Origin of the sequence: Allosphingosinicella sp., assembly GCF_035626655.1 — a bacterium.
In the GTDB taxonomy this organism is placed as follows: domain Bacteria; phylum Pseudomonadota; class Alphaproteobacteria; order Sphingomonadales; family Sphingomonadaceae; genus Allosphingosinicella.
On the sequence record NZ_DASPNF010000010.1, the window covers coordinates 156,109 to 181,288 of the forward strand.

The window sequence follows — 25,180 nt, forward strand, 5'->3', positions numbered from 1 at the left end:
CTTCAAAAAAAAGACGTGGAACCAAAACGAAAATTGACTATTGAGCGTCGGGGGTCGGTGGGAATTCCGAACTCATATGTGTGGGAGGTTGTAATGCTTTCTAGGAAATTGGCGGCAGTCGTCGCCGTGTCGGTTCTCACCGCAAGTAGCGCCGCCGTCGCCCAGACCGCGCAGCCGCTGAGCCTCAGTAACGCGCCGGTTCGCGCGGGTGCCGTGGCCCCGCAGGCCAGCGCGCTCGACGATCGCAACGGCATCGGCATCTATCTCATCGGCGCCGTCGTGCTCGGCCTCATCATCTGGGGCATCATCGAGCTGACCAGCGACGATGAGGGCCCCGAGAGCCCGTAACCGCTTCCGGGTTTTCCGGATTGAAACGCCCCGGCTTGCCGGGGCGTTTTTATTTTCAGCGGATTTTGCTCCGGAACGGTTGATTCGTTGTTGAATAATTATGCAAGAGATTGCATATAGGCAGCCTGATGGTTGACGTTGCGATCCTTGGCGCCTCGGGATTCGTCGGCGCGGAGCTGCTGCGGCTCTGCACTGCGCACCCCCATCTCACGCCCACGCGCCTGTTCGGGGACAGCCAGGCCGGCATGCCGCTGGCCGACGTGCATCCCCATCTCGCGCTCGGCTATCCCGACGCGCGGGTCGAGCGGTTCGAGCCGGCGGCGCTGGACGGCGCCGATCTGGTCTTCGCGGCCTTGCCCCATGGCCACAGCCAGGCGGTCGCGCCAGAGATGATCGCGCGGGGCATCCCCTTCGTGGACCTGGGCGCCGACTTTCGCCTGAACGACGCGGCCAGCTATGAACGCTGGTACAAGGAGCCGCATCAGGCGCCCGACCTCATGGGCCGCTTCGTCTACGGCATTCCGGAGCTGCACCGCGACGCGATCGCCGGCTCGAGGACGGTGGCGGCCGCAGGCTGCTACCCGACCTCGGCGATCCTGGCGCTCAGGCCGCTGCTTCCCCTCATCGATCCCGACACGATCACGGTCGACGCCGCCTCGGGCGTCAGCGGGGCGGGCAAAGGCCTCAAGGACATTACCCATTTCAACACGGTCGACGAGAATATGAACGCCTATGGCCTGCTCAACCACCGGCACACGGCCGAGATGGAGATGGAGCTGGGCGGGAAGATCCTGTTCACGCCGCACCTAGCGCCGATGAACCGGGGCATCCTCGCGACCTGCACCGCCATCGCCAGGGGGGCCTGCGACCCGCTTGCCGCGTTGAGAGAGACTTATGCGGGCGAGCCCTTCATCCACGTCTCTGACAGGGCGCCCTCGACCAAATGGACCCTCGGCTCGAACGCCGTCCATCTCACCGCCCGCTATGACGCGCGCACCGGCCGGGTGCTCGCCCTGGCGGCGCTCGACAATCTCGTGAAAGGAGCCGCCGGCCAGATGATCCAGTGCGCGAATTTGATGCTCGGCCTCGACGAGGATGCCGGGCTCGCCAGGGTCGGAGTCTGGCCGTGAGCGTGACCGCCGCCCCGGGCTTCGTCGCCGCCGGCTGCCATGCCGGGATCAAGCACCGCAAATATGACATGGCGCTGATCGCCACGGACGACGGCAAGCCCGTCACCGCGGTGGGGGTGTTCACCCGAAACAAGTTCGTCGCGCCGCCCGTGCTGCTGGACCGCGCCCGGCTCGCCGCGAGCGGCGGCAAGGCGGCGGCCGTGATCGTCAATTCGGGCAATGCCAATGCCGGCACCGGCGCCGAAGGCATGGCCGATGCCGAGGCGATGAGCGCGGCGGCGGCCGCGGCGCTCGGCATCGACAAGGCTTATGTCCTCGTCTCCTCGACCGGGATCATCGGCACGCGCCTGCCGATGGACGTGATCCTCGCGGCGACGCCGAAGCTCGCGAAAAGGCTCTCGGTCGCGGGCGGGCACGACGCCGCCAAGGGCATCCTTACCACCGACCATGTGCCGAAGGAGGCGGTAGTGAAGGGCTCGACCTTCACGCTCGGCGGCATGGCCAAGGGCTGCGGCATGATCGCGCCCAACATGGCGACCATGCTCGCTTACCTCACCACCGACGCCGACGTCTCCCGCGACGACCTGCAGCGCATCCTCAAGGACGCCGCCGACCGCACCTTCAACACGCTGAACGTGGACGGCGCGACCTCGACCAATGACAGCGTGATCCTGCTCGCCAACGGCCGGGCCGGGAAACCGGATCTCGCCGAATTCGCCGACGCGGTGCACAGGGTCTGCGAGGATCTCACCCTGCAGATGGCGAAGGACGCCGAGGGCATGACCAAGATGGTGATGCTCCGCGTCACCGGCGCCGCCTCCGACGCGGAGGCGCGGATCGCCGCGAAGAACATCGCCGAGAACAATCTCGTCAAATGCTCCTGGTACGGCTCCGACCCCTATTGGGGCCGGCTGCTTGGCGCCGCGGGTTCCGCGGGAGTCGAATTCGACAGCGACAGGAGCGCCGTTTCTTATGGCGCCATCACCGTCTCGCGCGGCGGCATCGAGATCGCGCACGACCAAGCCGCGGTCGCCGCGCACATGCGGAACGAGCGGATCGAGATCGAGGTCGATCTCGGCTCGGGTACGGGCACCGCGCAGGTGATCGGGATCGATCTCGGCCCGGGCTACATCAAGGAAAATTCGGTCACGTCATGACGCGCTCTGCCTCCTTCTTCGTCATGCCAGCGAAGGCTGGCATCCCAGCCGAGTCTTCATCCGGCGTGACGTCCGCTTCGACCCCAGCCTCCGCTGGGGTGACGGGGAAGGTCACATCATGAACGCTATCGGCCCCGCCCGCACCGCGCAGATCCTCGTCGAGGCCCTGCCCTATATCCAGCGCTTCCGCGGCAAGACCGTGATCGTGAAGCTGGGCGGCGCAGCGATCGACGCCGAGCTCGACCGCGCGCTCGCCCAGGACGTGCTGCTGCTCCGCTCCGTCGGCGTGCGCTGCGTGCTGGTCCATGGCGGCGGCCCGCAGGTCGACGCGATGATGAAGCAGGTCGGCAAGGAGCCGGAGTTCCGCGACGGCCTGCGCGTCACCGATGCGGAGACGTTGCGCCTCGTCCGCATGGTGCTGGTGGGCGAGGTCAGCCGGAACCTGGTGGCGACGATCAACAAGGAATCGCCCAGGGATCCGGTCGCCGTCGCCGTCGCGGGCGAGGATGGCGGGCTGCTCATCACCAGGCCGCGCGATCCCGCTCTGGGCTTCGTCGGCGACGTCGCCGAGGTCCGCGCCGAGCGCCTGCACGGCCTGCTCGACCAGGGCCTCGCCCCCGTCGTCTCGACGGTCGGCGCCGACCCGTCGGGCCAGCCCTACAACATCAATGCCGACGAGGCGGCGATGGCGATCGCCGTCGCCATGGGCGCGGAGAAGATCGTCTATCTCACCGCCGCGCCGGGCCTGCTCGAGGACCCGAAGGACGAAAGCAGCCTGATCCAGCGTCTGACCTCGGCCGAGCTGCGCGACCGGATCGAACATGAGAGCGTGTCGGCGGGCATGATCCCGAAGCTGCGCGCCTGCGCCGACGCGGTCGAGGGCGGTGTCGGATCCGCGCACATTATCGACGGCCGCGTGCCGCACGCACTGCTGATCGAGGTGCTGACCGACCAGGGCATCGGCACCATGGTGACCCTGGGGGAAGAGGCATGACCGATCTGCTGAGCATCGCGGACCTGCAGGAGGGCGCGGTCGCGGAGATCCTCGCTTTGTCCGAGCGGACCGATCTCGGCCGGCCGCTGGAAGGGAAGGGGGTGGCGCTGGTTTTCCAGAAGCCGTCGGCGCGCACCCGCAACTCGACCGAGATGGCGGTCGTCCAGCTCGGCGGCCATCCCGTCTATATCCAGAAGGAGGAGGTGGGGATCGACACGCGCGAGAGCGCCGAGGACGTCGCCCGCACGCTCGCCTGCTATCACGCCATCATCTGCGCCCGCGTCATGGACCATCGCCACCTCGTCAGGATGGCGGGGGCGGTGGAGGTGCCGGTCGCCAACCTGCTCTCCGACCGCGATCATCCCTTCCAGGCGCTCGCCGACCTGCTGACCGTGAAGCAATTGCTCGGCCGGCTGGAGGGAGCGCGCATCGCCTGGATCGGCGATGCCGACAACAATGTCGCCCGCTCGCTCGCCCAGGCCTGCGTCGCGGTCGGCGCCGAGCTCACCCTGGCCAGCCCCGACGGCTATCGGCTGAGCGACCCGCCTTATGGCGTGCGCCAGGTCGCCGATCCGGCCGAGGCGGTCGAGGGCGCCGAGTTCGTCTATACCGACGTCTGGGTCTCGATGGGCCAGGACGAGGAGGCCGAGGCCCGGCGCCAGGCCTTCGCCGCCTACCAGGTCAACGAAGCCTTGATGGCGCGGGCCGGCAATGCCTGGTTCCTCCACTGCCTCCCCGCCCGCCGCGGCGAGGAGGTGACGCACGCGGTGATGGAGAGCCCGAGGAGCGCGGTCTGGCGGCAGGCCGAGAACCGCATGCATACGGCACGCGGCGCCCTGGCCTGGCTGGCGGGGGTGAGATGACCGGGACCTTCAATTCCTCCCCGGGACGGGGAGGGGGACCAAGCGCAGCTTGGTGGAGGGGGCTCCGTGCCACCCTCCGGGCCCCCTCCACCACGCCGCTTCGCGCCGCGGTCCCCCTCCCCGTTCCGGGGAGGAGCGTCGCATGACCGACACCCGCACCCGGCGCTTGCGCAGCCTCGCCGAGCTGATCCGCTCGGGCGCCTTCGTCAGCCAGGAGGAGCTGACCGAGAAGCTGAAGGACCTCGGCTTCGCGGTCACCCAGGCGACGGTCTCCCGCGATCTCGAGCAGCTCGGCGCGGTCAAGCTGAAGCGCGGCGGCGTGCTCTCATACGCCTTGCCGGACCAGTTGGGCGCGGCGGACTGGAGCGCGGGCCGGCTGCAGCGCCTCGTCAGCGAGTTCGTGCTGTCGGTCGAGGCCACCGGGCAGATCGTCGTCCTGAAAACTCCGCCCGGCTCGGCCCACCTCGTCGCCTCCGCCCTCGACCATGCGCAGCTTCCGGAGATTGCCGGCACCGTCTCGGGCGATGACACTTTGTTCATCGCCGTCCGGGAGGGCACCACGACATCCCTGTTCGTCAAGCGCCTCCAGCGCATGATGGGCCAAGAGAAAGTTACTTACGCATGAGCTCCTTGCCCAAGCCGAAGAAGGTCGTCCTCGCTTATTCGGGCGGCCTCGACACCTCGATCATCCTGAAATGGCTGCAGACCGAATATGGCGCGGAGGTCGTGACCTTCACCGCCGATCTCGGCCAGGGCGAGGAGGTGGAGCCGGCGCGCCGCAAGGCCGAACTGCTCGGCATCAGGCCCGAGAACATCTTCATCGACGACCTCCGCGAGGAGTTCGTCCGCGACTATGTCTTCCCGATGTTCCGCGCGAACACCGTCTATGAGGGCCAGTATCTGCTCGGCACCTCGATCGCCCGGCCGCTCATCGCCAAACGCCAGATCGAGATCGCCCGCCAGGTCGGTGCCGACGCGGTCTGTCACGGCGCGACCGGCAAGGGCAATGACCAGGTCCGCTTCGAGCTCGGCTATTATGCGCTGGAGCCGGACATCCGCGTGATCGCCCCCTGGCGCGAATGGAGCTTCGCCAGCCGCGAGGCCCTGATCGACTTCGCCGAGAAGCACCAGATCCCGATCAGCAAGGACAAGAAAGGCGAGGCGCCCTTCTCGGTCGACGCCAATTTGCTCCACTCCTCCTCCGAGGGGAAGGTGCTCGAGGACCCGGCGGTCGAGGCGCCCGAATATGTCCACCAGCGCACCATCGCGCCCGAGGACGCGCCCGACACGCCGACGGTGATCGAGATCGCGTTCGAGAAGGGCGATCCCGTTGCCATCGACGGCGAGCGGCTGTCGCCCGCCACTTTGCTCACGAAGCTCAATCAGCTCGGTCATGACAATGGCATCGGCCGGCTCGACCTGGTCGAGAACCGCTTCGTCGGCATGAAGTCGCGCGGCGTCTACGAGACGCCCGGCGGCACCATATTGCTCGCCGCCCATCGCGGCATCGAGTCGATCACCCTCGACGGCGGCGCCATGCATCTCAAGGACGAGCTCATGCCGCGCTACGCGAAGCTCATCTATAACGGCTTCTGGTTCTCGCCCGAGCGGGAAATGCTGCAGGCGCTGATCGACAAGAGCCAGGAGCATGTCACCGGCACGGTCCGGATGAAGCTTTACAAGGGCAATGCCATCGTCATCGGCCGGGACAGCCCGCTGTCCCTCTACGACCAGGATCTCGTCACCTTCGAGGAGGGCCAGTCGGGCTACGACCATCGCGACGCCGCCGGCTTCATCCGCCTCAACGCCCTGCGCCTCCGCATCGCAGCGAAGCGGGAGCGGCGGGGCCGGTAGCCAGGCCGCGGCGGTTCGGATATCCTCCGCCCATGGCTCTGCTCCGCCGCTCGATCGCAGCTTTGCTGCTTGCCGGCCTCGCGGCCGCGCCCGCACTGGCCGCGGATCCGTTCGTCACCGTGAAGCCGCCTGCCGAAGGGCCTGCCAACAGCGCCTTCTGGATTCTCGACATGGAGAGCCGCCCGGACGGCTCCTCGGTCGCGGGCCTGCCGCTTGCCCAGCTCAACAACGCGCAGGGCCGCGCCGGGCCGCGCTGGTGCGCCGCCGATCCCCTCACGGCCGCTTCCTTCGCCTCGACCGACCCCGCGGTCAGCGCGGAGATCCGGCAATATCTGGGCGGCCCGGACGGCAACATTTTTCGCGCAACCACCCGGATGACAGGCGCGCCCGTGCTTGCGCTCGTTGGCAATTATCGCACCTGCAACGGCGAGGCCGCGCCCTTCCTCCTGCTCGTGGACCAGAGCCAGCGGCGGCCGCGCGTCGTCTATATCCGGAGCTTCCCGGACTGGACGCCGTTCATCGCCCTGCGCGCAGACGGAAACCGCCTCGTCGTCAGCTCCTGCCTCGAATGCGACCATGCTGAGATCCTGTCATACAACCGGCGGACGCGCCGCTTTTCCTGGCGGAGCGCAGGGCCCTGACGCACCGGCACCGTTTTATTGGGTATATTTAGGATTTGGCCTGTCAGCCTTTCATGATGGCCCGCGATTTGTATCACCCACCCCGCCTCTTCCAGCGCGGCGCCGCGTGCGCCATGGGTGGCCGGGCGGGATGCCCCCCGGCGTTTCCATGTGACATTCGTGACATTCGTCACCTTTGCATCATTCAGGCCCGGGCCCGATGAGCCTCGCCATCCTTGAAGCCGGCGCGCCGCCGCCCGCTCTGCTCGCCGAGTTCGGCCATTATCCGGCGATGTTCGAGCGGCTGCTCGGGACCGAGGCGACGACCTATGAGGTGCGCGCCGGCGAGCTGCCGCCCGCGGTGGAGCGTCATAGTGCCTATCTCATCACCGGCTCCTCGGCCGGGGTCTATGACGATTTGCCCTGGATCGATCCGCTCAAGACCTTCCTCCGCCTGGCGAAGGGGCGGGCGAAGCTGGTCGGCATCTGCTTCGGCCACCAGATCATGGCCGAAGCCTTCGACGGCCATGTCGAGAAATCCGAGCGCGGCTGGGGCGTGGGGCTGCACTCCTATCCGATCGTCCGCCACGAGCCCTGGATGGACGAGGTGCCGCTCGTCTCCGCGCCCGCCTCGCACCAGGACCAGGTCGTGCAGCCGCCGCCCGACGCCGAGCTGATCGCCTCCTCCCTGTTCACGCCTTATGCGGGCTTCTCCTGGCGCGACGGCATGGCGATCTCCTTCCAGTTCCACCCGGAAATGTCGCCGGCCTTCGCCTCCGCGCTCTACGAGAGCCGCCGCGACCGCATCCCGGAGGTCGATGCCGCCATCGCCTCGCTCGATGCGCCCAACGACAGCGGCCGCATCGGGGCGTGGATCAATCGCTTCCTGAGCGCGCCGCCGGGGCTATAAGCGGCGCAAACGAATCCTGAGGGGAGGCAAGAAGCTCATGAAGACCCGTGCCGCCGTCGCCTTTGCCGCCAGGCAACCGCTCGAGATCGTCGAGCTCGACCTCGAGGGTCCGAAGGCCGGCGAGGTGCTGGTCGAGATCATGGCGACCGGCATCTGCCATACCGACGCCTATACGCTGGACGGGCTCGACAGCGAGGGGATCTTCCCCTCGATCCTTGGCCATGAGGGCGCGGGCGTGGTCCGCGAGGTCGGTCCGGGCGTCACTTCGGTGAAGCCGGGCGACCATGTCATCCCGCTCTACATGCCCGAATGCCGGCAGTGCAAAAGCTGCCTCTCGGGCAAGACCAACCTCTGCACCGCGATCCGCGCCACCCAGGGCAAGGGGGTGATGCCGGACGGGACCAGCCGCTTCAGCTACAAGGGCGAGCCCATCTACCATTATATGGGCTGCTCGACCTTCTCGAACTTCACCGTCCTGCCCGAGGTGGCGGTCGCGAAGATACGCGAGGACGCGCCCTTCCAGACCTGCTGCTATATCGGCTGCGGCGTGACCACCGGCGTCGGCGCGGTGATCAACACGGCGAAGGTCCAGGTCGGCGACAATGTCGTCGTCTTCGGCCTCGGCGGCATCGGCCTCAACGTCATCCAGGGCGCGAAGCTCGCGGGCGCGGACCGGATCGTCGGCGTCGATATCAATCCGGCGCGCGAGGAATGGGGCCGCAAGTTCGGCATGACCCACTTCGTCGACGCCCGCGACAAGGACCGGGCGGCGATCATCGCCGAGCTGCTCGAGCTGACCGACGGCGGCGCCGACTATACGTTCGATGCGACCGGCAATGTCGAGGTGATGCGGACCGCGCTCGAGGCCTGCCACCGCGGCTGGGGCACGTCGATCATCATCGGCGTCGCCGAGGCGGGCAAGGAGATCGCGACCCGGCCCTTCCAGCTGATCACCGGCCGCAACTGGCGCGGCACCGCCTTCGGCGGCGCCAGGGGCCGCACCGACGTGCCGAAGATCGTCGACTGGTACATGGCGGGAAAGATCGAGATCGACCCGATGATCACCCACGTGCTCAGCCTCGACGAGATCAACAAGGGCTTCGACCTGATGCATGCGGGCGAGAGCATCCGCTCGGTCGTCGTCTACTGAGCGGGAGGAAGAAGATGTTCAGCCACATCATGGTCGGATCGAACGACATCGAGCGGTCCAAGTCTTTCTACGACGCGGTGCTCGGCACGCTCGGCGCGGGGGAGCCGTTCCGCAACGTCGCGAGCAGCGGCCATGTCCGGCTCTTCTACCGTCACAATGGCGGCGTCTTCTGCATCAGCGAGCCGATCGACGGTGAGGCCGCGACCTTCGCCAATGGCGGCACGATCGGCTTCAGCTGCGCATCGCCCGAGCAGGTCCAGGCCTTCCATGACGCCGGCATCGCCAATGGCGGCCGCTCGATCGAGGACCCGCCCGGTCTCCGGGAGGGCGCGCTCGGTCCGATGTACCTCGCTTATGTCCGCGATCCCGACGGCAACAAGCTCTGCGCCATCCATCGGCCCGGCCAGTGAACCTGGAGACTCTCTCAACGAACAAGTGTTTCGGCGGGACGCAGGGCGTCTACCGCCACGACTCCCGCGAGACCCGAACGCCGATGACCTTTTCGGTCTTCGTGCCGCCGCAGGCGGAGCGGATCGGCAAGCTGCCGGTCGTCTTCTATCTCTCCGGGCTGACCTGCACCCACGCCAACGTCACCGAGAAAGGCGAGTATCGCAGCGCCTGCGCCGAGCTTGGCCTCATCTTCGTCGCCCCCGACACCAGCCCGCGCGGCGAGGACGTGCCGGACGACGAGGCCTATGATTTCGGGCAGGGCGCGGGCTTCTACGTCGATGCGACCGAGGCGCCTTTTGCCGCCAATTACCGCATGTACTCCTATGTCACCGGGGAGCTGGCCGCCTTGATCGCCGAGAATTTTCCGGCCGACATGGAGCGGCAGGGGATCATGGGCCATTCGATGGGCGGCCATGGCGCGCTGATCCTCGCGCTGCGCAATCCCGGCCGTTACCGCGCCGTCTCCGCCTTCGCGCCTATTGTCGCGCCGGGGCAGGTGCCCTGGGGCGAGAAGGCGCTGGGCCGCTATCTGGGTGGGGATCGTGGCGCCTGGCGGCGGCACGATGCGGTCGCCCTGATCGAGGACGGCGCGCATCTCCCGGAGCTGCTCGTCGACCAGGGCGACGCCGACTCCTTCCTCGCCGAACAGCTGCGGCCCGAATTGCTCGAAGCCGCCTGCGCCGCGGCGGGGATCGGGCTGACGCTGCGGATGCAGCCGGGCTACGACCACAGCTACTACTTCATCTCGACCTTCATGGCCGACCATCTGCGCTGGCAAGCCGAACGGCTTTAGCGCTCATGTGGTCCGGCGGAGGCCGGACCGTGGGGAGACTCGCGATTTCCGTCCCGCGGTCCGGCCTTCGCCGGACCACGAAACTAGAGCGACCGCGCGATCAGCAGCTTCATGATCTCGCTTGACCCGCCATAGATGCGCTGCACGCGGGCGTCGCGCCACATGCGGGCGATCGGATAATCGTTGATATAGCCGTAGCCGCCATGGAGCTGCAGGCAGGCGTCGACCAGCTCGCCCTGCGCCTCCGAGACCCAGAGCTTGGCGATCGCCGCCGTGGTCGCGTCCAGCTCGCCTTTCAGCAGCCGCTCGATACAGTCGTTGACGAACACGCGTGCGACCACCGCCTTGGCCTTGCAATCGGCAAGCACGAACTGGCTGTTCTGGAAGTCGATCACCGGCTTTCCGAAGGCCTTGCGCTCCTTCACATAGGCGATCGTCTCCTCGAGCGCCCGCTCCATCGCCACCGCGCTGCCGATCGCGATCAGCAGCCGCTCGCGCGGCAGCTCCGCCATCAGTTGGTAGAAGCCCTTGCCCTCCTCCAGCCCGAGCAGATTCTCCGCCGGCACCCAGACGTCGTCGAAGAACAATTCGGACGTGTCCTGCGCGTCGAGCCCGACCTTGTCGAGCTTCTTGCCCCGGCGGAAGCCTTCCACCTCGTCGGTCTCGACGACGAGCAGCGAGACCCCCTTCGCGCCCTCGCTCGGGTCGGTCTTGGCGACGACGACGATCAGGTCAGCGACCTGGCCGTTGGAGATGAAGGTCTTGGCGCCGTTGATCCGGTAGCCGTTGCCGTCGCGCAGCGCGGTCGTACGGACCGACTGCAAATCGGAGCCCGCACCCGGCTCGCTCATCGCGATCGCGGCGACGCGCTCGCCATTGGCGAGCCTGGGCAGCCATTTCTGTTTCTGCCCCTCGGTGCCGTGCGCCTGGATGTAGGGCGTGATGATCACATTGTGCAGGCCGGCGGCGAAGCCCTCGACGCCCTTGCGGATGATCGTCTCGGCGACGACCACGTCGTGCCGGAAGTCGCCGCCCGGGCCGCCATAGGCCTCGGGCACGCTGACCCCGAGCAGGCCGGCCGCGCCCGCCTCGCGCCAGAAGGCGCGCTCGACCATGCCCTCCTCGCGCCATTTCGCGACTCGTTCCGGCGGCGCGTTGCGGTCGAGGAACTTGCCGACCGAGTCCGCGAACATGCGGATCTCCTCGTCGGCCATGAAGGCGGGCTGCGGAAAGGCGGGGTCACTCATGCGGTGTTTGTGGGCGCAAAGCGGCGCGCGAAGCAAGATTGACGCCACGTCACCCCTCGGGAAAGGTTAACCATCCTGTTCATCGCCCGCTCAGGCGCATTGGCGGAAACCCGATTCGTCCGGGCGGCGTATTTCGCCCGAATACCCGTGAGAAGTGGAGAGCCTGCAATGTTCAGGACATTCATCCTCGGTGCCGCGGTGACGCTCAGCGCGACCGTCGCCTTGGCGCCGACCGAAGCGAGCGCGCAGTCGCGCTATCGCGACGGCTATTACGACCGCTATGACGGCTATCGCGACGGCCGCCGCTACCGCGACGATTATCGCCGCGACGGCCGGCGCTATCACCGCCGCGACTATCGCCGCTATCGCGGCCGTTATTATCGCCCGCGCACCCGCGTGAGCGTCTATTACGGCTATCCGGGCTACGGCTATGGCTACGGTTATCCGGGCTATTATGGCTACGGCTATGGCTATCCGGCTTACTATGGCGGCTATTATGACGGCTATTATCCGCGCGGCTACCGCAGCCGGTATCGCTATCGCGACCGCTGCGGCGACGGCACGGCCGGCGCGATCGTCGGCGGCGCCGCCGGCGCCCTGATCGGCCGCGAGATCGGCCGCGACGGCCGGCGTTACCGCTATCGGGGCCGCGGCAGCGGCACGACCGGCGCGATCATCGGCGGCGCGATCGGCGCCCTGGTCGGTCGCGAGGCGACTCGCTGCTAGGGAAGTTGACGGGGACAGTTGCTAGCAACTGTCCCCATTCCTTTGCCTAAGGATGGCGCGCAATCCAGCGCTCCAGGCTCTCCAGGATCATCGTCCAGCCCTGCCGGGTCCGGTCCTCGTAATCCGTCCAGACGCCCGCATGGGTCAGCGTCAGCAGCGAGCCGTTGCCGTCCGGCGCGATCTCGATCGTGACCCGCGTCCGCTCGTCGCTGAAGCTCGTCCAGAAATCGAAGGCGAGCCGGTGCGGGCGGTCCAGCGCGACATATTCGCCATGATGCTCGGCCAAATTTCCGTCGCGGCGCTCGTCGACGCGGAAGCGGCCGCCGACCTGCGGATCGACCTCGACCCGCTCCGTCGTGCCGCCGGGCGTCCGGAACAGCCATTGGCCGAGGCCGTCCCGGTCGAGCCAGGCGTCGAACACTTTCTCCGGGGGCGCGGCGATGCGCCGCTCGACGCTGACCGTGCGGGTTTCCTTCACCATGTGCCTGCCTCCATCTTCGCGCGCCGCGCCCGCTCCGCCGCGCTCGGCTCGCTGTGCGCGAACGAGCCGGTGGTGACCGGGCCTTTCGGCCGGTAGCGGCTCAGGATCACGCCCGTCGTCGAGGTGCGGCTGGACAGCATCTCCCATTCCCCGGCCTCCACATCCTCACCGTGCCAACGTTTGCCGCGGCCAAGCAGCACCGGGAAGATCATCAGGCTGAGCTCGTCGACCAGGCCCGCGGCGAGCAGGCTCCGGACCAGCACCGCGCTGCCCTGGGTGAGCAGGTCCGGCCCATCCCCTTGCTTCAGCCGCGCCACCGCCGCCGGCACGTCGCCCTCCAGCTTCACGCTGTTCTGCCAGGCCAGCGGCCCGGCCTCGGACGTCGCGACATATTTGGTGATGTTGTTGAACAGGCCCGCCGGTTCCTCGTCGGTATAGGGCCAGTGGGCGGCGAAGATGTCGTAGGTCCGGCGTCCGAGCAGCAGGTCGAAGGGCCTGGAGAAGCTCTCGCCCATATGCTCCTCCATCACCCCGTCCCAATGATGGAAGCTCCAGCCGCCATGCGCGAAGCCGCCGGTCGGATCCTCCTCCGGCCCGCCCGGCGCCTGGATGACGCCGTCCAGGCTGGCGAAGAAGGCGGCGACCAGCTTCCTCACGCCGTCGCTCCCAGCTCCTGCGCGAGCTCCTCGAGCTGCTCGGCGCATTTGCCCCAGCCCTCCTGGAAGCCCATCTGCTCGTGCATGTCCCGATCGCCCATGCTTTTGTGCAGCGCGACCGCGCGATAGAGGGTCCTGCCGTCCCCCGCATCGGCGAGGGTGACGATCGCCGTCATCGGAAAGGATTCGCAGCCTTCGCCCATCTCGGCGGGGCGGTAGCCGGGGCCGAGCGCGCTGGTCCAGGCCAGCTTCTCGCCCTCGACGACCTCCAGCATGCAGCCGGGATTGCCATGGCCGGTGTCGAAGCCGTCGGGACCGACCATGCGGAGGCGGAAGACGCCGCCGGGCCTCAGCTCCATCTCGATCTCGCTGATCTCATAGGGCTTGGGGGCGAACCAGCGCTTCAGAAGCTCCGGATCGGTCCAGGCCTTCCACACCAGGTCGCGGGGCGCGTTGAGGGTGCGCTCCAGCACCAGATCAAGGTCACTCATTCTCACTCTCCTTGGCTTTGAGTTCTTCGAGAAATTCTTCCAGCCGGTCGAGCCGGCCCTCCCAGAGTTCGCGCTGCTCGGCGATCCATTGCTCCGCGGCGCTCAGCGCCTTCGGCTCCAGCCGGCAGGTGCGCACCCGCCCTTGCTTTTCGGACCGGACCAGGCCGCTCGCCTCCAGATGCTGCAGATGCTGCAGCACCGCCGGCAGCGAGATCCGGTAGGGGCGGGCCAGCTCCGACACGCTCGCCGGCCCGCGTGAAAGCCGCGCCAGCATCCCGCGTCGCGTCGGGTCCGCGAGTGCCTGGAAGGCGAGATCGAGCCGGGCCGATTCGTTAAGCATGTGCTTAACTAACGATTCGCCGCATCTCCTGTCAAGACACTTCAGTCAGCGCTTAACTGTTCTCCTCAGCGTCGACCGAAGGCGACCCGGATCCCGATACGTGCCCCGTAGCTCCAGAAGTCATTGCTGGTCAGCCCGGTGGTGAGGCCATCGAAGAAGACCTGGTCGCCCGAATTGGGGTTGAAGACCCCGCCGACCCGGCTCCGATATTCGACCGATCCGCCGGCGAAGATCGCGAAGCCGCGGGTCAGCGCGTAGTCCAGTTCGCCGCTCGCCGCGGCCGCCACCCCGATATCGCTTTCGCTTTCCTCGATCTCGATCGTGAAGTCTCGGTCGGACACCGGACCGAAGTTGGAGATATTGTGCTCGATGGACCGCAGGTCGCTGTCGAGCAGATAGGCCTGGACGCGCGCATCCAGTCGCAGCGAAAGCCCCTTGCCTCCGTCGGTCGCGCTGCCGAAGGGAATCCGGGTTTCGGCGCCGACTCCGAGGCCGAAAGCATGGTCGCGGACTCGCTGGTCGCGTTCCTGCGAGAACTGGACGCCGCCGGTCGCCCCGGTCAACGAGGAGGAGTAGGTCCGGACGTCGCGGAAATAGTCGAAGCTGAGAAAGATACGCGTCGCCGGAGCCGGCTGCGCGACCTCGAGGTCCGCCCCGATCCGGAATCGCGACAGGTCGACCTCGGTCTGACCGGCCAGCGTAACCGAGCTGGCGCCGATTCCCGAGCTGCCCGCCGGCGACAACGCGCCGAACACGGCGCCGTTGAAGCCGCCCGAAATAGGCTGGACGTCGAACGAAGTGCTGGCGTCACCTTCGGAATAGCCGACGTGCACACGGAATTCGCCGAATCCCAAGGCGCCCTCGAATCCGACCGTGCTGACTCTGTCGCCTGTCGTTCCGGCGTCGGTCTCCGGCGCCACGCCAGGCGCACCGGCGCGGGTGACACCGATGCCGGTTTGCGGGACATCGGACTCGCCCATGTGGCCCGCGACGTAGAAATAGTCTCCCCACAGCACGTTCGCATCAGGTTGCTGCGGCATGTTGCCAATCGGACCGTCCGGAGCTCGCGGCGATGCGGCGCTGGCCGGTGGCCGCTGCTGCGGCGCGAGCCCTTGAGAGCGAAGGCCGGCATCGGGATCGTCGATGATGCTGTCTACGTCGTCGGCATCCGGCGGCGCCGCGGCCGGCGGCGATGTACCAGCCGAACCGCTTGGCCCGGCCGCGGTGCCGACGGCTGTGGGGGGACAACCTCGCAGAACGATCATGTGCAGCCGGTTGCGCTCATCGGCTTCGAGGGTGAGCGACCTCAGCCGCGCGACTTCCGCCTGGAACCGGTCGCAGTCGCCGGCAACACGGACATCCTCAAGACCGACCAACTGCTCATCGACGATATCTGCGTCCTGGTCAGCTTCTGCCCGATACAGCCTGTCCCGATCCCAGACGGTGAGTCCTTGCGGGTCGGGCGGCGAGGGAACTGGCGGCGCGCCGGGCTGCGCAGGAGCTGACGCCGATTCGCTCGCATCGCCGATTCTCGCCCGGATCTGGCGCTCGCAGACCGGAAGCCATCTGCGCAAAACCCCCAACCGCATCAGAATACGCCCGCTGACGCTGCGGGCCTGGGCGGAGCTGCTGCCTTCGCCGCCTGCGGCGAGCGCGTCGGCGCGGATTTGCCCGGAACGCCTTTCCAGCATCGTGAATTGTTCCCGCAGCCCCGCCAAGTCGTTGTGTTCGCAAAGGCGCCAGAATTCCCTCTCGGCGGAGCTCCAGCGAAATTCGGCCACGGATTCGCCGAGACCCCTTCGGTACGTGGAGAACTGGTCTTCCTGGGTCCAGGCAGAGACGAGCACGAGCAGCATCGAGGTTGGACCGAGCAGGGACTCAGCATAGCTCTTGAGCGGCGCTACGGCGAATGCTCTCGCGGCGTTCGGCAACGCCGTCGCCGCCGCGATCATGGTCGTGCCCAACAGAATCGAGCGGAGGGTCCCCTTCATCGCCATTCTCCTTCGATGCGAGGAGGCATCGTAGGCAGCAGCGGCCGGCAAGGTCTTTCCCCAAGTCTGAAAAATTCTGAAAACGGCTCCGTCTCGACTTGGCGCGGCGCCGAAGGCATAACGGTCCGGGGTGACTTATGGACCGTTGCGTGACGCGTTTCGGCCAAGTCGAATTCGACGCAGCGCGCGGCGCGCTGTCGGTCGCCGGCCAGCGCGTCCCGCTCGACCGCTCCAGTCTCGCCATCCTCGAGATGCTGCTGGCCGAGGCCGGCAAGGAGGTCGACAAGGACCGCCTGCTGGAGGCCGGCTGGCCGGCCCGCGTCGTTCACGAAAACTCGCTCGCCAAGGCGATCGGGCGACTGCGGTGCGCGCTTGGCAGAGATGGCGGGGCGCTGGAGACCGTCCATGGCTACGGCTACCGGCTTGCCGTGGATCCCGAAGTCGGCTCGCTTCCCCAACCCGCCCGACGCCGGTTCGGACGCTTCGGCCTGGGGCTGGCAGCCGGGGCAGGCGCGCTGGGGTTGGGCGCTGTGGCGGCGGTGGCGCTCGGCGCGTTTTCGCGTGCGCCCGAGGCGGAGCCGCCGCTCGTTCGCGGCGAGCCGGCCAATGCCCTTGGCCGGATCCTCTGGGTGGACGACAACCCGCAGAACAATGCCCGCGAGAAGCAGCATCTCGAGCGCAACGGGATCGCCGTCTATCAGATCAGGACCAGCGAGGAGGCGCTGGCGCTGCTCGCGATGTATGAATATCGCGCGGTCATCTCCGACATGAACCGCAACGGCAGGCCGCTGGACGGCCTCGACCTGGTGCGGGAGATGCGCCGTCGAAACGACCGCACGCCCTTCTTCCTCTACACCGTCGTCCCGTCCGCGGCGCAGCGCGCCCAGCTCACCCGGGCGGGAGGGCAGGGCGCGACCGTGACCCCCAACGAGCTCTATGCGGCGGTGCTGCCCCTGTTCCGGGCGGGCGCGGCGCGGCCGGCCCGCTGAGCCACCCCTGCGGACGCGCCGACGCGGCTTGGCTGGGCCCATTTTTCCCGCTCCCGAATTTCAGCTGCTCTCGCTCTCTTGACAGGTTGACGACCGGGGCCCCGCCTCTTCCGATCGGATGAGTTTTCGGGCGCAAAGCCGATCCGCCTGTTATGGTAAACGGCCTGTGCGTCCTCGGCGCGGACGAGATCGCAACGCGGTTGCGCGTCTCCCGCGACACCATTCGCACGCATCTCGCCATGCTTCGCGAAAAGCTCGGCCTGCGCAGCGCGCTCGCGGTCGCCGCGGCGATGCGCCGCGCCGTCAAGCCCGTTCGGCCAGGCAAGCCGCTCGACATCCGCCGCGCCAGGGCTAAGGCTGGCTCGGCGCAAAGGGGAGGGACGCCATGGATTCCGCCGATGCCGCCGACATGATCGGCGAGGTTTCCGAGGAGCACAGCGAGGCGAAGGATCCGGCGACGCGCTTCCGCAACCGGGCCGCCCTCCTGATCGCAATTCTTGCGGCGGTGCTGGCGATGGGCGGCCTCGGCGGTGGCAACGCCACCGACGAGATGATCTTCAACAACATCAAGGCCAGCGACACCTGGGCCTTCTTCCAGGCCAAGAATATGCGCCAGACAGCCTATGAGATCGCGATCACCGAGCTCGAGAGCGACCTCGTGGAGCCGGGCCTCGCGCCCGACCAGCGTGCCCGCATCGAGCGGCAGCTGGCCGAGCATCGCGCCACCATCGCCCGCTACGAATCCGAGCCCGATCCGGAAGCGCCGAACGACCTGCTGCGCGGCGAGGGCAAGCGCCAGCTCCGCGCCCAGGCGCAGGCCTATGAGGCGGCCCGCGAGGTCGCCTCGGCGCAGGACAGCAATTTCGACCTGGCCGAGGTCCTGCTGCAGCTCGCTTTGGTGCTCGGCTCGGTTGCGATCCTGGCGCTCAACCGGATCGTGCTGATCGCCGCGGTCGGGCTCGGCCTGGTCGGCACCTTGCTGGTGGTGAACGGCTTCTTCCTGCTCTTCCCCTTGCCGATCTAGCCCCTGCGCCCGCCTTTGACGACGGGTCGACGGACATCGTGCACAACTGCGCGGTTCCGGACGTTCTGTCCGGTTCCGGACACGACAGGCCACCATGTCCAGGCTGCGTTCCGAGAGAGCGTGCATGGCATGGACTTTGCTTCGAAAGTCGGGCCGGCTTTTTGCCGCGGGAGAAGGGGTCATGCTGCAAGTCCTGATGACGATGGCTGGCGCGTTGCTTGCGCCTTCGGCGCCCGGCGCCGGGCAGGCCAGTCCGGTGACCAACGAGGCCGGCCAGGCGATGCCGGCGCGCGAGGAAATCGAGCGAACCGTCCCGCTCGATCCCCAGGCCCTGGTGAGCGTGTCGGGGATCGCCGGGCCCGTGACGGTTGTCACCGGCGGGGGCAGCCGCGCCGAGGTCCACATCGTTCGAATGGCGGCGACGCCGGCGGAGCTCGCTTGTTACCGTACTGAAGTGAGGGGCGGGGGCGCCCGACTGGTGATCGCGCACGTGCAGGAGCGGACCCCCGAATGTGGCACGCTCCGCGACCGTCAGGAGGTCCGCCTGGTGTTGCCGCGGAGGGTCGATCTGACCCTGACGCAGATTGCCGGCACCGTCAGCATCGGACCGCTCGACGGCACGCTCCGTCTCGAAAGCATCGCCCGCCATGTCACCGTCGCTGACGTGCGCTCGGCCGATCTTTCCAGCCTTGCGCAGGGCCTCACCATGACGCTCGGTCGCATCGGTCCGGGCGGGATCAGCATCGCCAGCGTCACCGGCCCGATCGAGCTTGGTTTCCACCGTGGCGCCGGTGCCGATGTCAGCATCTCGAGCATCATCGGCCGCGTCTCTACAAACTCGCCGGTCGTTTCGATCCAGCGCAGCGGGAACGGGAATTACCGGGCGCGGGTGGGGGCGGGCGGCCCCGCCGTCTCCTTGTCGTCGATCGCCGGCGAGGTGCAACTGATCGGCAAATGAACCGGAGACGGGCGGCCTCGACAAAGCCGGGCGTGCTTTCTATCGCCCGGCCATGACGGCCCACACCGATTCCATCCTCATCGTCGATTTCGGCAGCCAGGTGACCCAGCTCATCGCGCGGCGGGTGCGCGAGGCCGGCGTCTATAGCGAGATCGCCCCGTTCAACCGCGCCGACGAGGCGTTCGCGCGATTGAAACCCAGGGGCATCATCCTCTCCGGCGGGCCCTCCTCGGTGATGTGGGAGGACAGCCCGCGCGCGCCGCAGCATTTCTTCGACGCCGGCCTGCCCATCCTCGCCATCTGCTATGGCCAGCAGACCATGGCCCACCAATTGGGCGGCCGCGTCGCGCCCTCCGACCAGCGCGAATTCGGCCGCGCCTTCATCGAGATTACGGGCGACTCGGTCCTCTTCGACGGCCTCTGGCACAAAGGCGAGACCCACCAGGTCTGGATGAGCCATGGCGACCGCGTCGAGGCTCTGCCCGAGGGCTTCAGCGTCGTCGCCAGCTCGGAGGGCGCGCCCTATGCGATCGCCACCGACGAGAAGCGCCGCTTCTTCAGCCTGATGTTCCACCCCGAGGTCGTGCACACGCCGGACGGCGGCAAGTTGCTCGCCAATTTCGTCCGCCACGTCTGCGGCCTGCCCGGCGACTGGACGATGGCCGAATATCGCCAGACCAAGATCGCCGATATTCGCGCCCAGGTCGGGCAGGGCCGGGTGATCTGCGGCCTCTCCGGCGGCGTCGACAGCGCCGTCGCGGCAGTGCTGATCCACGAGGCGATCGGCCATCAGCTCACCTGCGTCTTCGTCGATCACGGCCTGATGCGGCTCGGCGAGGCGGAGCAGGTCGTCTCCCTGTTCCGCAACCATTACAACATCCCGCTCGTCCATGTGGACGCCTCCGAAGCCTTCCTCGGCGGCCTCGCCGGGCTCGACGAGCCCGAGGCCAAACGCAAGCTGATCGGCAAGACCTTCATCGACATTTTCGAGGCCGAGGCGAAGAAGCTCGGCGGCGCCGACTTCCTCGCCCAGGGCACGCTCTATCCCGACGTGATCGAGAGCGTCAGCTTCACCGGCGGTCCCTCGGTGACGATCAAGAGCCACCACAATGTCGGTGGCCTCCCTGAACGGATGAACATGCAACTGGTCGAGCCGCTCAGGGAATTGTTCAAGGACGAGGTCCGCGTCCTCGGCCGCGAACTCGGCCTGCCCGAGGCGTTCGTCGGCCGCCATCCCTTCCCGGGCCCCGGCCTCGCCATCCGCATCCCCGGCGAGGTCAGCCAGGAGAAATGCGATATCCTCCGCAAGGCGGACGCCATCTACCTCGAGGAGATCCGCAATGCCGGCCTTTACGACGCCATCTGGCAGGCCTTCGCCGTCCTGCTCCCGGTCCGCACCGTCGGCGTGATGGGCGACCACCGCACCTACGACCATGTCTGCGCGCTCCGCGCCGTGACCAGTACCGACGGCATGACCGCCGACATCTACCCTTTCGACGCGGCGTTCCTGAGTAGAGTGGCGACGCGGATCGTGAACGAGGTCAGGGGGATCAACCGGGTGGTTTACGACTACACGTCCAAGCCGCCGGGGACGATTGAATGGGAGTGAGCTCGACATGCACCGCTCGCGCATCAATGGCATATTGATCGACTGCAATGTCGAGGACATCGACGCGGCTGCGCGTTTCTGGGCCGGGGCGCTGGGCCGCCGCATCGATCCCGATCATCCGGGAACCCGCGGCAACTACGTTATGCTCGAAACTCCGCCCGACGAGATCAGCGTCCAGGTCCAACGCGTTGACCACGAAAGCCGTATCCATCTCGACATCGAAACCGATGACATTCCGGCAGAGGTCGCGCGGCTAGAGAAGCTCGGTGCGACGGTCGACAGGCGCCTGGAGCGCTGGGTCGTCATGCGCGCGCCGACCGGCCAGCGCTTTTGTGTTGTACGTGTCCAGCGCGACGGCTTTCCAAAAGGCGCGACGACTTGGGAATAGTCGACCTGCAGAGTAGATTCCGGGCGCACAGGCACGATAGGGGGAAATGAGGGAGGCAGTAATGAGCGAAACGCGCTACGATATCGACACGGACGGGATCATGTTCGCAAATGGCGAGCAGTTCGACGTGGCGGCGGTGGGGGACGCCCAGACTCCCTGGTGGAACCGCACGCTCTGCGCGGTCAACGACACCTGGGTGCGGCTCGGCGTCATGGAGGGCGATTTCCACTGGCACAAGCATGACGGCGAGGACGAGTTCTTCATGGTCCTCGAAGGGCAGCTCGACATCGAGCTGGAGGACCGCACCATCAGCCTGAAGCCCAACCAGGCCTTCACCGTCCCCGCCGGGGTGATGCATTTCCCCCATGCCCGCGGCCGCACCGTCGTGCTGATGATCGAGAAAGCCGGCGTGGTTCCGACCGGGGACTGAGGCAGGCGTGGCCGGCGAGCCGCAACGCTGCGCCTGGGTGGGCGCCGACCCGCTCTACCAGGCCTATCACGACAATGAATGGGGCGTGCCCGTCCGTGACTCCCGTTTGCTCTGGGAGGCGCTGATGCTGGAGGGCTTCCAGGCGGGGCTTGCCTGGATCGTGATCCTGCGCAAGCGCGAGGGCTTCCGCGCCGCCTTCGCGGGCTTCGATCCCGACAAGGTGGCGCGCTTCACGGAGGCCGACGTCGCGCGGCTGCTTGCCGATCCCGGCATCGTCCGTGCCCGCGCCAAGATCGAGGCGACGATCAGGGGTGCGCGGCTCTTCTGCGAGATGCGCGACCGGGGTGAGGATTTCGCGACCTATTGCTGGTCCTTCACCGGCGGCGAGGTGGTCCGCGGCGACGGCGTCAGCCTGCCGGCGACGACCCCGCTTTCCGAAGCGATCTCCAGGGACCTCAAAGGCCGCGGCTTCAAGTTCGTCGGGCCGACCATCGTCTACGCCTGGCTGCAGGCGGTCGGCATCGTCGACGATCATATGGCCGGCTGCTTCCGGCGGCAGCAGGCGGCGGGAAAGCCATTGCCCAGGTTCGGCTCCGGTCGGTAAGAGGCGGCATGGCTCACTTCGCGCTCCTGCTCGCCTTGCTCGCCCAGGCCGCCGCCCAGCCCGACTGGCGGTCGCTCGGCACCTCCGGCAACGGCCGGCAGACCTCCTACGATGCGGCCTCGGTGGTTCGCGCCGGGCCAATCACCCGCGTCAGGCTGCGCTTTGTCGAGGAAGGCTCCTACACGCTGAGCAACATGGAGCTGCGCTGCGCGGCCTATGAGGCCCGCGTGCTCGGCATCGTCACTTATTCCCCGGAGGGCGCCGAGCAGAGCCGGAACGAGACCTCCACGCCGTTTCGGGCGGTCGTCGTGGGCAGCTTCCTGGAGACATTGGCCCGGGAGGTATGCGGCGCAGCGCAGGCGCCGGCCCGGCCGCAATAGACGGGGCGTCAATCACGGAAATGCGAGCCGGCCATTCGGCTTGGGGAGGATGTTGGTGGGCCTGACACTGTACGGCATCAGGAATTGCGACACGATCAAGAAGGCCCGCGCCTGGCTGGACGCACGCGGCATCGCCTATGAATTTCACGACTATAAGCTCACCGGAATCGACGAGCCCCGCCTGCGGGCGTGGGCGGCGGAGCTGGGCTGGGAGAACTTGCTCAACCGCGCCGGCACCACCTTCCGCAAACTGCCGGACGCGGACAAGGCGGGCCTGGACGAGGACAAAGCGGTGGCGCTGATGCTTGCCCAGCCCTCGATGATCAAGCGGCCCTTGCTCGATCTCGGCGACCGGCGCCTGCTCGGCTTCGACGCCGCGGCCTGGGCGACTGCGATCCCGGGCGCCAACTGAGCCCTTGCGCGGCCTGCGCAAATGGCGGAGCTTCGCGGCGAACATGAAGGGGGGAGACTGACGATGCGCACGACCCTTGCGTCACTCATTGCCCTGTCGCTGGCCGCCTGCAGCGGGAGCACCGCCAACAACGCCGCCACCGGCAATGCCGCGAACGCCGCCGCGCCGGCGCCCGGCGCAAATGAGAGCGCGCCCGTGAACAACGGCACCGCCGCCGCCGAGCCGGTGCTGCGCAGCGAGACCGTCTCCGGCACCTTCAGCGGCTGGGAGATGGGCGACTATCTCTGGGCGAAGATCGACGTGCCCGGCCGCGAGACGATCCGCGCCCAGCCGGGCCGGGAGCCGATCGACATGTTCCTCGACGCCAATCGCGGCCGGCCGGTGACCGTCGAGGTCTCCGTCGTCCGCGCCAACATCCCCGAAAATGGCGGGCCGACCGAGATCGAACGGATCACCGCCGCGCGCAACGAGGCCGGCACCGCACAGGCCTGGTGGGAAGGCCTGTCCGAGGCCGACCGCGCCGCCGCCCGCCGCCGGCTCGAGGAAGGCGCGCTCAGCGGCCGATGAGACGGCTGCTCGCCTTGCTCGCCCTGCTACTCGCCGCGGCTCCCGCCGCGGCGCAGCAGGTGGACTGGGCGGCGATCATCACGCAGGGCGACGTCACCCTGCCGAATTTCCGCTTCCGCTCTGGCGAGACCTTGCCCGAGCTGCGCATGCATTACGCCACGCTCGGCACGCCGCGCCGGGACGCGGCCGGCAATATCGTCAATGCGGTGATGGTTCTCCACGGCACCGGCGGCTCCGGCCGGCAGTTCATCGTGCCCCAGTTCGCCAATGAGCTTTACGGCCCGGGCCAGCCGCTCGACGTCGGCCGCTATTACGTCATCCTCCCCGACAATATCGGCCATGGCCGCTCCTCCAGGCCGAGCGACGGCCTGCGCATGCGTTTCCCCCATTACGATTATGACGACATGGTCGAAGCGCAGCGCCAGTTGCTCCGGCGCCTCGGCGTCGCGCGCCTGCGCCTCATCATGGGCACCTCCATGGGCTGCATGCACATCTTCGTCTGGGCCGAGACCCATCCCGATTTCGCCCGCGCCATGATGCCCCTGGCCTGCCTGCCGACCCAGATCGCCGGGCACAACCGGATGTGGCGCCAGCTCGCGGTCCAGGGCATCCGCGCCGATCCCGCCTGGCAGGAAGGCAATTACACCGCTCAGCCGGCCATGGGCCTCCGCACCGCCGTCTCGATCCTCCAGGTCGCCGGCATGGCGCCGCTCTGGCTGCAGCGCGAATATCCGACCCGCGACGACGCCGACGCCTATCTCGCCGGCCGCGTCGAGCGCGACCTCGCCAGCCGCGACGCCAACGACCTGATCTACCAGCTGGAATCGAGCCGCAATTACGATCCGCTGCCGAACCTCGAGCGGATCCGCGCGCCGATCACCTGGGTGAACAGCGCCGACGATTTCATCAACCCGCCCGAATATGGCGTGGCCGAAGCCGCCGCCCGCCGCATGCCGAGCGCCCGCTACATCCTGATCCCGCGCAGCGCCGACACGCGCGGGCACGGGACGCATACCTGGGCGCGGTTCTGGAAGGACGCGCTTATCGATTTGCTGCGGCGGACGGAGAATTAGCCGGGGAGACCTCCCGCGAGCTCACATGGTTGAGGGCGATTACCCAGCGGCCCTCCACCTTGCGGAACAGCCGCGTGTTGATCCCGTCCTGCGGGTGCCCGCCGCCTTCAAGCCGGTAGCGGCTGATCAATTGCGCCGCGTCCGGCCCGAGCATCTCGACGCGGATGTCGAAGAAATGCAGCCGCCCGCGCCGCCCCGGATCGCCGCCATAGTCGCGGACATAATGGTCGAGCGTGCCCTGCCAGTCGCGCTGGAACTCGCCGCGCGAGACGAAGACCACGTCGGGATTCTTGAAGCCGGCCATGTAGCCGCGGAAATCGCCGCGGTTCCACGCCTGCTCCATGTCGGCGATCACCTGCCGGATCGCGCGCTCCTCCGCGGCCGCATCATAGCTGGGCGCCCGCGCGCAGGCGGCGAGGAGGAGCAGCAGCAGAGCGGTGGCGCGTTTCATATTGTCCTTCGATACGGCATTTCGGCAGGCTCAATGCCTACTCAGGATGAGCGGATCGTGCTTAAACTCAACCGCTCATACTGAGCAGCGGCTG

32 protein-coding genes are annotated in these 25,180 nt (G+C 67.7%); 25 read left to right on the forward strand and 7 right to left on the reverse strand.

Annotated features, from left to right (window positions below):
• Positions 1-93 precede the first annotated feature (93 nt).
• The 12 genes from VEC11_RS09045 to fghA all read left to right on the forward strand — a co-directional run bounded on the left by VEC11_RS09045 (position 94) and on the right by fghA (position 10,269).
• A complete protein-coding gene (locus tag VEC11_RS09045) occupies positions 94-348 on the forward strand; it encodes a hypothetical protein (RefSeq protein WP_464130392.1) in 255 nt (84 codons plus the stop codon).
• 128 nt (positions 349-476) lie between these two features.
• Entirely contained in the window at positions 477-1,478 is a 1,002-nt protein-coding gene (gene argC / locus VEC11_RS09050; RefSeq protein WP_464130393.1) for an N-acetyl-gamma-glutamyl-phosphate reductase, read from the forward strand.
• Positions 1,475-2,635, forward strand: a complete 1,161-nt coding sequence (gene argJ, locus VEC11_RS09055; protein ID WP_464130394.1) for a bifunctional glutamate N-acetyltransferase/amino-acid acetyltransferase ArgJ — start codon at positions 1,475-1,477, stop codon at positions 2,633-2,635. The genes argC and argJ overlap by 4 nt, the downstream gene beginning before the upstream one ends.
• 118 nt (positions 2,636-2,753) lie before the next feature.
• Positions 2,754-3,629, forward strand: coding sequence for an acetylglutamate kinase (gene argB, locus VEC11_RS09060; protein ID WP_464130396.1), 876 nt, complete (start codon positions 2,754-2,756; stop codon positions 3,627-3,629).
• The gene (gene argF, locus VEC11_RS09065; protein WP_464130397.1) at positions 3,626-4,492 is read left to right on the forward strand and encodes an ornithine carbamoyltransferase; all 867 of its coding nucleotides are present in this window, start codon (positions 3,626-3,628) and stop codon (positions 4,490-4,492) included. Before argB ends, argF begins: the two co-directional genes overlap by 4 nt.
• Positions 4,493-4,634: 142 nt before the next feature.
• Positions 4,635-5,117, forward strand: coding sequence for an arginine repressor (gene argR / locus VEC11_RS09070; protein WP_464130398.1), 483 nt, complete (start codon positions 4,635-4,637; stop codon positions 5,115-5,117).
• The gene (locus VEC11_RS09075) at positions 5,114-6,346 is read left to right on the forward strand and encodes an argininosuccinate synthase (RefSeq protein ID WP_464130399.1); all 1,233 of its coding nucleotides are present in this window, start codon (positions 5,114-5,116) and stop codon (positions 6,344-6,346) included. Before argR ends, VEC11_RS09075 begins: the two co-directional genes overlap by 4 nt.
• A gap of 32 nt (positions 6,347-6,378) precedes the next feature.
• Positions 6,379-6,987 (forward strand): hypothetical protein, encoded by a 609-nt coding sequence (locus tag VEC11_RS09080; protein ID WP_464130400.1) that lies wholly within the window; start codon positions 6,379-6,381, stop codon positions 6,985-6,987.
• A gap of 199 nt (positions 6,988-7,186) precedes the next feature.
• Positions 7,187-7,876 carry a glutamine amidotransferase-related protein gene (locus VEC11_RS09085; RefSeq protein ID WP_464130401.1) on the forward strand — a complete coding sequence of 230 codons (690 nt, stop codon included), beginning with the start codon at positions 7,187-7,189 and terminating at the stop codon, positions 7,874-7,876.
• A gap of 37 nt (positions 7,877-7,913) precedes the next feature.
• Positions 7,914-9,026 carry an S-(hydroxymethyl)glutathione dehydrogenase/class III alcohol dehydrogenase gene (locus tag VEC11_RS09090; protein ID WP_464130402.1) on the forward strand — a complete coding sequence of 371 codons (1,113 nt, stop codon included), beginning with the start codon at positions 7,914-7,916 and terminating at the stop codon, positions 9,024-9,026.
• Positions 9,027-9,040: 14 nt separating this feature from the next.
• Positions 9,041-9,436, forward strand: a complete 396-nt coding sequence (locus VEC11_RS09095) for a VOC family protein (RefSeq protein WP_464130403.1) — start codon at positions 9,041-9,043, stop codon at positions 9,434-9,436.
• Between the two features lie 2 nt (positions 9,437-9,438).
• Entirely contained in the window at positions 9,439-10,269 is an 831-nt protein-coding gene (gene fghA / locus VEC11_RS09100) for an S-formylglutathione hydrolase (protein ID WP_464131201.1), read from the forward strand.
• Between the two features lie 83 nt (positions 10,270-10,352).
• Here fghA and VEC11_RS09105 read toward each other — a convergent pair whose 3' ends face one another.
• A complete protein-coding gene (locus tag VEC11_RS09105) occupies positions 10,353-11,516 on the reverse strand; it encodes an acyl-CoA dehydrogenase family protein (protein WP_464130404.1) in 1,164 nt (387 codons plus the stop codon).
• Positions 11,517-11,684: 168 nt separating this feature from the next.
• On the opposite strand from VEC11_RS09105, the gene VEC11_RS09110 reads away from it, so the two are divergent.
• Positions 11,685-12,242, forward strand: a complete 558-nt coding sequence (locus VEC11_RS09110; protein ID WP_464130405.1) for a hypothetical protein — start codon at positions 11,685-11,687, stop codon at positions 12,240-12,242.
• 46 nt (positions 12,243-12,288) lie between these two features.
• Here the strand turns inward: VEC11_RS09110 and VEC11_RS09115 are convergent, their stop codons facing one another.
• From VEC11_RS09115 to VEC11_RS09135, 5 genes are all read right to left on the reverse strand, one after another.
• Positions 12,289-12,723 (reverse strand): SRPBCC family protein, encoded by a 435-nt coding sequence (locus tag VEC11_RS09115; RefSeq protein WP_464130406.1) that lies wholly within the window; start codon positions 12,721-12,723, stop codon positions 12,289-12,291.
• On the reverse strand, positions 12,717-13,379 hold the full coding sequence (locus tag VEC11_RS09120; RefSeq protein ID WP_464130407.1) for a dihydrofolate reductase family protein: 663 nt from the start codon (positions 13,377-13,379) through the stop codon (positions 12,717-12,719). The genes VEC11_RS09115 and VEC11_RS09120 overlap by 7 nt, the downstream gene beginning before the upstream one ends.
• Positions 13,376-13,870 (reverse strand): SRPBCC family protein, encoded by a 495-nt coding sequence (locus tag VEC11_RS09125; RefSeq protein WP_464130409.1) that lies wholly within the window; start codon positions 13,868-13,870, stop codon positions 13,376-13,378. Before VEC11_RS09125 ends, VEC11_RS09120 begins: the two co-directional genes overlap by 4 nt.
• Positions 13,863-14,210 carry an ArsR/SmtB family transcription factor gene (locus VEC11_RS09130; RefSeq protein WP_464130410.1) on the reverse strand — a complete coding sequence of 116 codons (348 nt, stop codon included), beginning with the start codon at positions 14,208-14,210 and terminating at the stop codon, positions 13,863-13,865. The genes VEC11_RS09125 and VEC11_RS09130 overlap by 8 nt, the downstream gene beginning before the upstream one ends.
• Positions 14,211-14,275: 65 nt before the next feature.
• Positions 14,276-16,201 carry a hypothetical protein gene (locus VEC11_RS09135; RefSeq protein WP_464130411.1) on the reverse strand — a complete coding sequence of 642 codons (1,926 nt, stop codon included), beginning with the start codon at positions 16,199-16,201 and terminating at the stop codon, positions 14,276-14,278.
• 149 nt (positions 16,202-16,350) lie between these two features.
• On the opposite strand from VEC11_RS09135, the gene VEC11_RS09140 reads away from it, so the two are divergent.
• From VEC11_RS09140 to VEC11_RS09195, 12 genes are all read left to right on the forward strand, one after another.
• Positions 16,351-17,190: a winged helix-turn-helix domain-containing protein gene (locus VEC11_RS09140; RefSeq protein ID WP_464130412.1), complete on the forward strand. Its 840-nt coding sequence runs from the start codon at positions 16,351-16,353 to the stop codon at positions 17,188-17,190.
• Between the two features lie 152 nt (positions 17,191-17,342).
• Positions 17,343-17,603, forward strand: a complete 261-nt coding sequence (locus tag VEC11_RS09145; RefSeq protein ID WP_464130413.1) for a hypothetical protein — start codon at positions 17,343-17,345, stop codon at positions 17,601-17,603.
• Entirely contained in the window at positions 17,576-18,214 is a 639-nt protein-coding gene (locus VEC11_RS09150; protein WP_464130414.1) for a DUF4337 domain-containing protein, read from the forward strand. The genes VEC11_RS09145 and VEC11_RS09150 overlap by 28 nt, the downstream gene beginning before the upstream one ends.
• 181 nt (positions 18,215-18,395) lie before the next feature.
• Positions 18,396-19,172: a DUF4097 family beta strand repeat-containing protein gene (locus tag VEC11_RS09155; protein WP_464130415.1), complete on the forward strand. Its 777-nt coding sequence runs from the start codon at positions 18,396-18,398 to the stop codon at positions 19,170-19,172.
• Positions 19,173-19,224: 52 nt separating this feature from the next.
• A complete protein-coding gene (gene guaA / locus VEC11_RS09160) occupies positions 19,225-20,781 on the forward strand; it encodes a glutamine-hydrolyzing GMP synthase (RefSeq protein WP_464130416.1) in 1,557 nt (518 codons plus the stop codon).
• Between the two features lie 7 nt (positions 20,782-20,788).
• Positions 20,789-21,169: a VOC family protein gene (locus VEC11_RS09165; protein ID WP_464130417.1), complete on the forward strand. Its 381-nt coding sequence runs from the start codon at positions 20,789-20,791 to the stop codon at positions 21,167-21,169.
• 61 nt (positions 21,170-21,230) lie between these two features.
• The gene (locus VEC11_RS09170) at positions 21,231-21,599 is read left to right on the forward strand and encodes a cupin domain-containing protein (RefSeq protein ID WP_464130419.1); all 369 of its coding nucleotides are present in this window, start codon (positions 21,231-21,233) and stop codon (positions 21,597-21,599) included.
• A gap of 7 nt (positions 21,600-21,606) precedes the next feature.
• Entirely contained in the window at positions 21,607-22,203 is a 597-nt protein-coding gene (locus VEC11_RS09175) for a DNA-3-methyladenine glycosylase I (RefSeq protein ID WP_464130420.1), read from the forward strand.
• 8 nt (positions 22,204-22,211) lie between these two features.
• Positions 22,212-22,583, forward strand: coding sequence for a hypothetical protein (locus VEC11_RS09180; protein WP_464130421.1), 372 nt, complete (start codon positions 22,212-22,214; stop codon positions 22,581-22,583).
• 49 nt (positions 22,584-22,632) lie between these two features.
• Entirely contained in the window at positions 22,633-22,995 is a 363-nt protein-coding gene (locus tag VEC11_RS09185; protein ID WP_464130423.1) for an ArsC family reductase, read from the forward strand.
• A 63-nt stretch (positions 22,996-23,058) separates the two neighbouring features.
• Positions 23,059-23,562 (forward strand): hypothetical protein, encoded by a 504-nt coding sequence (locus tag VEC11_RS09190; protein ID WP_464130424.1) that lies wholly within the window; start codon positions 23,059-23,061, stop codon positions 23,560-23,562.
• Positions 23,559-24,635 (forward strand): alpha/beta fold hydrolase, encoded by a 1,077-nt coding sequence (locus VEC11_RS09195; protein ID WP_464130425.1) that lies wholly within the window; start codon positions 23,559-23,561, stop codon positions 24,633-24,635. The genes VEC11_RS09190 and VEC11_RS09195 overlap by 4 nt, the downstream gene beginning before the upstream one ends.
• Here the strand turns inward: VEC11_RS09195 and VEC11_RS09200 are convergent.
• Entirely contained in the window at positions 24,604-25,086 is a 483-nt protein-coding gene (locus tag VEC11_RS09200; RefSeq protein WP_464130426.1) for a YybH family protein, read from the reverse strand. The genes VEC11_RS09195 and VEC11_RS09200 overlap by 32 nt on opposite strands.
• Positions 25,087-25,180: the final 94 nt, after the last annotated feature.

What these genes read in the sequence shown, in the direction of transcription:
- VEC11_RS09105 (WP_464130404.1), bottom strand. Translation starts at nt 11,516, where the DNA reads ATGAGTGACCCCGCCTTTCCGCAGCCCGCCTTCATGGCCGACGAGGAG.
- argF (WP_464130397.1), top strand. Translation starts at nt 3,626, where the DNA reads ATGACCGATCTGCTGAGCATCGCGGACCTGCAGGAGGGCGCGGTCGCG.
- VEC11_RS09125 (WP_464130409.1), bottom strand. Translation starts at nt 13,870, where the DNA reads ATGAGTGACCTTGATCTGGTGCTGGAGCGCACCCTCAACGCGCCCCGC.
- VEC11_RS09115 (WP_464130406.1), bottom strand. Translation starts at nt 12,723, where the DNA reads ATGGTGAAGGAAACCCGCACGGTCAGCGTCGAGCGGCGCATCGCCGCG.
- VEC11_RS09075 (WP_464130399.1), top strand. Translation starts at nt 5,114, where the DNA reads ATGAGCTCCTTGCCCAAGCCGAAGAAGGTCGTCCTCGCTTATTCGGGC.
- VEC11_RS09130 (WP_464130410.1), bottom strand. Translation starts at nt 14,210, where the DNA reads ATGCTTAACGAATCGGCCCGGCTCGATCTCGCCTTCCAGGCACTCGCG.
- guaA (WP_464130416.1), top strand. Translation starts at nt 19,225, where the DNA reads ATGACGGCCCACACCGATTCCATCCTCATCGTCGATTTCGGCAGCCAG.
- VEC11_RS09090 (WP_464130402.1), top strand. Translation starts at nt 7,914, where the DNA reads ATGAAGACCCGTGCCGCCGTCGCCTTTGCCGCCAGGCAACCGCTCGAG.
- VEC11_RS09095 (WP_464130403.1), top strand. Translation starts at nt 9,041, where the DNA reads ATGTTCAGCCACATCATGGTCGGATCGAACGACATCGAGCGGTCCAAG.
- VEC11_RS09180 (WP_464130421.1), top strand. Translation starts at nt 22,212, where the DNA reads ATGGCTCACTTCGCGCTCCTGCTCGCCTTGCTCGCCCAGGCCGCCGCC.
- VEC11_RS09165 (WP_464130417.1), top strand. Translation starts at nt 20,789, where the DNA reads ATGCACCGCTCGCGCATCAATGGCATATTGATCGACTGCAATGTCGAG.
- VEC11_RS09145 (WP_464130413.1), top strand. Translation starts at nt 17,343, where the DNA reads ATGGTAAACGGCCTGTGCGTCCTCGGCGCGGACGAGATCGCAACGCGG.
- VEC11_RS09155 (WP_464130415.1), top strand. Translation starts at nt 18,396, where the DNA reads ATGCTGCAAGTCCTGATGACGATGGCTGGCGCGTTGCTTGCGCCTTCG.
- VEC11_RS09190 (WP_464130424.1), top strand. Translation starts at nt 23,059, where the DNA reads ATGCGCACGACCCTTGCGTCACTCATTGCCCTGTCGCTGGCCGCCTGC.
- VEC11_RS09170 (WP_464130419.1), top strand. Translation starts at nt 21,231, where the DNA reads ATGAGCGAAACGCGCTACGATATCGACACGGACGGGATCATGTTCGCA.
- VEC11_RS09135 (WP_464130411.1), bottom strand. Translation starts at nt 16,201, where the DNA reads ATGAAGGGGACCCTCCGCTCGATTCTGTTGGGCACGACCATGATCGCG.
- VEC11_RS09080 (WP_464130400.1), top strand. Translation starts at nt 6,379, where the DNA reads ATGGCTCTGCTCCGCCGCTCGATCGCAGCTTTGCTGCTTGCCGGCCTC.
- VEC11_RS09195 (WP_464130425.1), top strand. Translation starts at nt 23,559, where the DNA reads ATGAGACGGCTGCTCGCCTTGCTCGCCCTGCTACTCGCCGCGGCTCCC.
- VEC11_RS09150 (WP_464130414.1), top strand. Translation starts at nt 17,576, where the DNA reads ATGGATTCCGCCGATGCCGCCGACATGATCGGCGAGGTTTCCGAGGAG.
- argB (WP_464130396.1), top strand. Translation starts at nt 2,754, where the DNA reads ATGAACGCTATCGGCCCCGCCCGCACCGCGCAGATCCTCGTCGAGGCC.
- VEC11_RS09185 (WP_464130423.1), top strand. Translation starts at nt 22,633, where the DNA reads ATGTTGGTGGGCCTGACACTGTACGGCATCAGGAATTGCGACACGATC.
- VEC11_RS09085 (WP_464130401.1), top strand. Translation starts at nt 7,187, where the DNA reads ATGAGCCTCGCCATCCTTGAAGCCGGCGCGCCGCCGCCCGCTCTGCTC.
- argC (WP_464130393.1), top strand. Translation starts at nt 477, where the DNA reads ATGGTTGACGTTGCGATCCTTGGCGCCTCGGGATTCGTCGGCGCGGAG.
- argR (WP_464130398.1), top strand. Translation starts at nt 4,635, where the DNA reads ATGACCGACACCCGCACCCGGCGCTTGCGCAGCCTCGCCGAGCTGATC.
- VEC11_RS09110 (WP_464130405.1), top strand. Translation starts at nt 11,685, where the DNA reads ATGTTCAGGACATTCATCCTCGGTGCCGCGGTGACGCTCAGCGCGACC.
- VEC11_RS09045 (WP_464130392.1), top strand. Translation starts at nt 94, where the DNA reads ATGCTTTCTAGGAAATTGGCGGCAGTCGTCGCCGTGTCGGTTCTCACC.
- VEC11_RS09200 (WP_464130426.1), bottom strand. Translation starts at nt 25,086, where the DNA reads ATGAAACGCGCCACCGCTCTGCTGCTGCTCCTCCTCGCCGCCTGCGCG.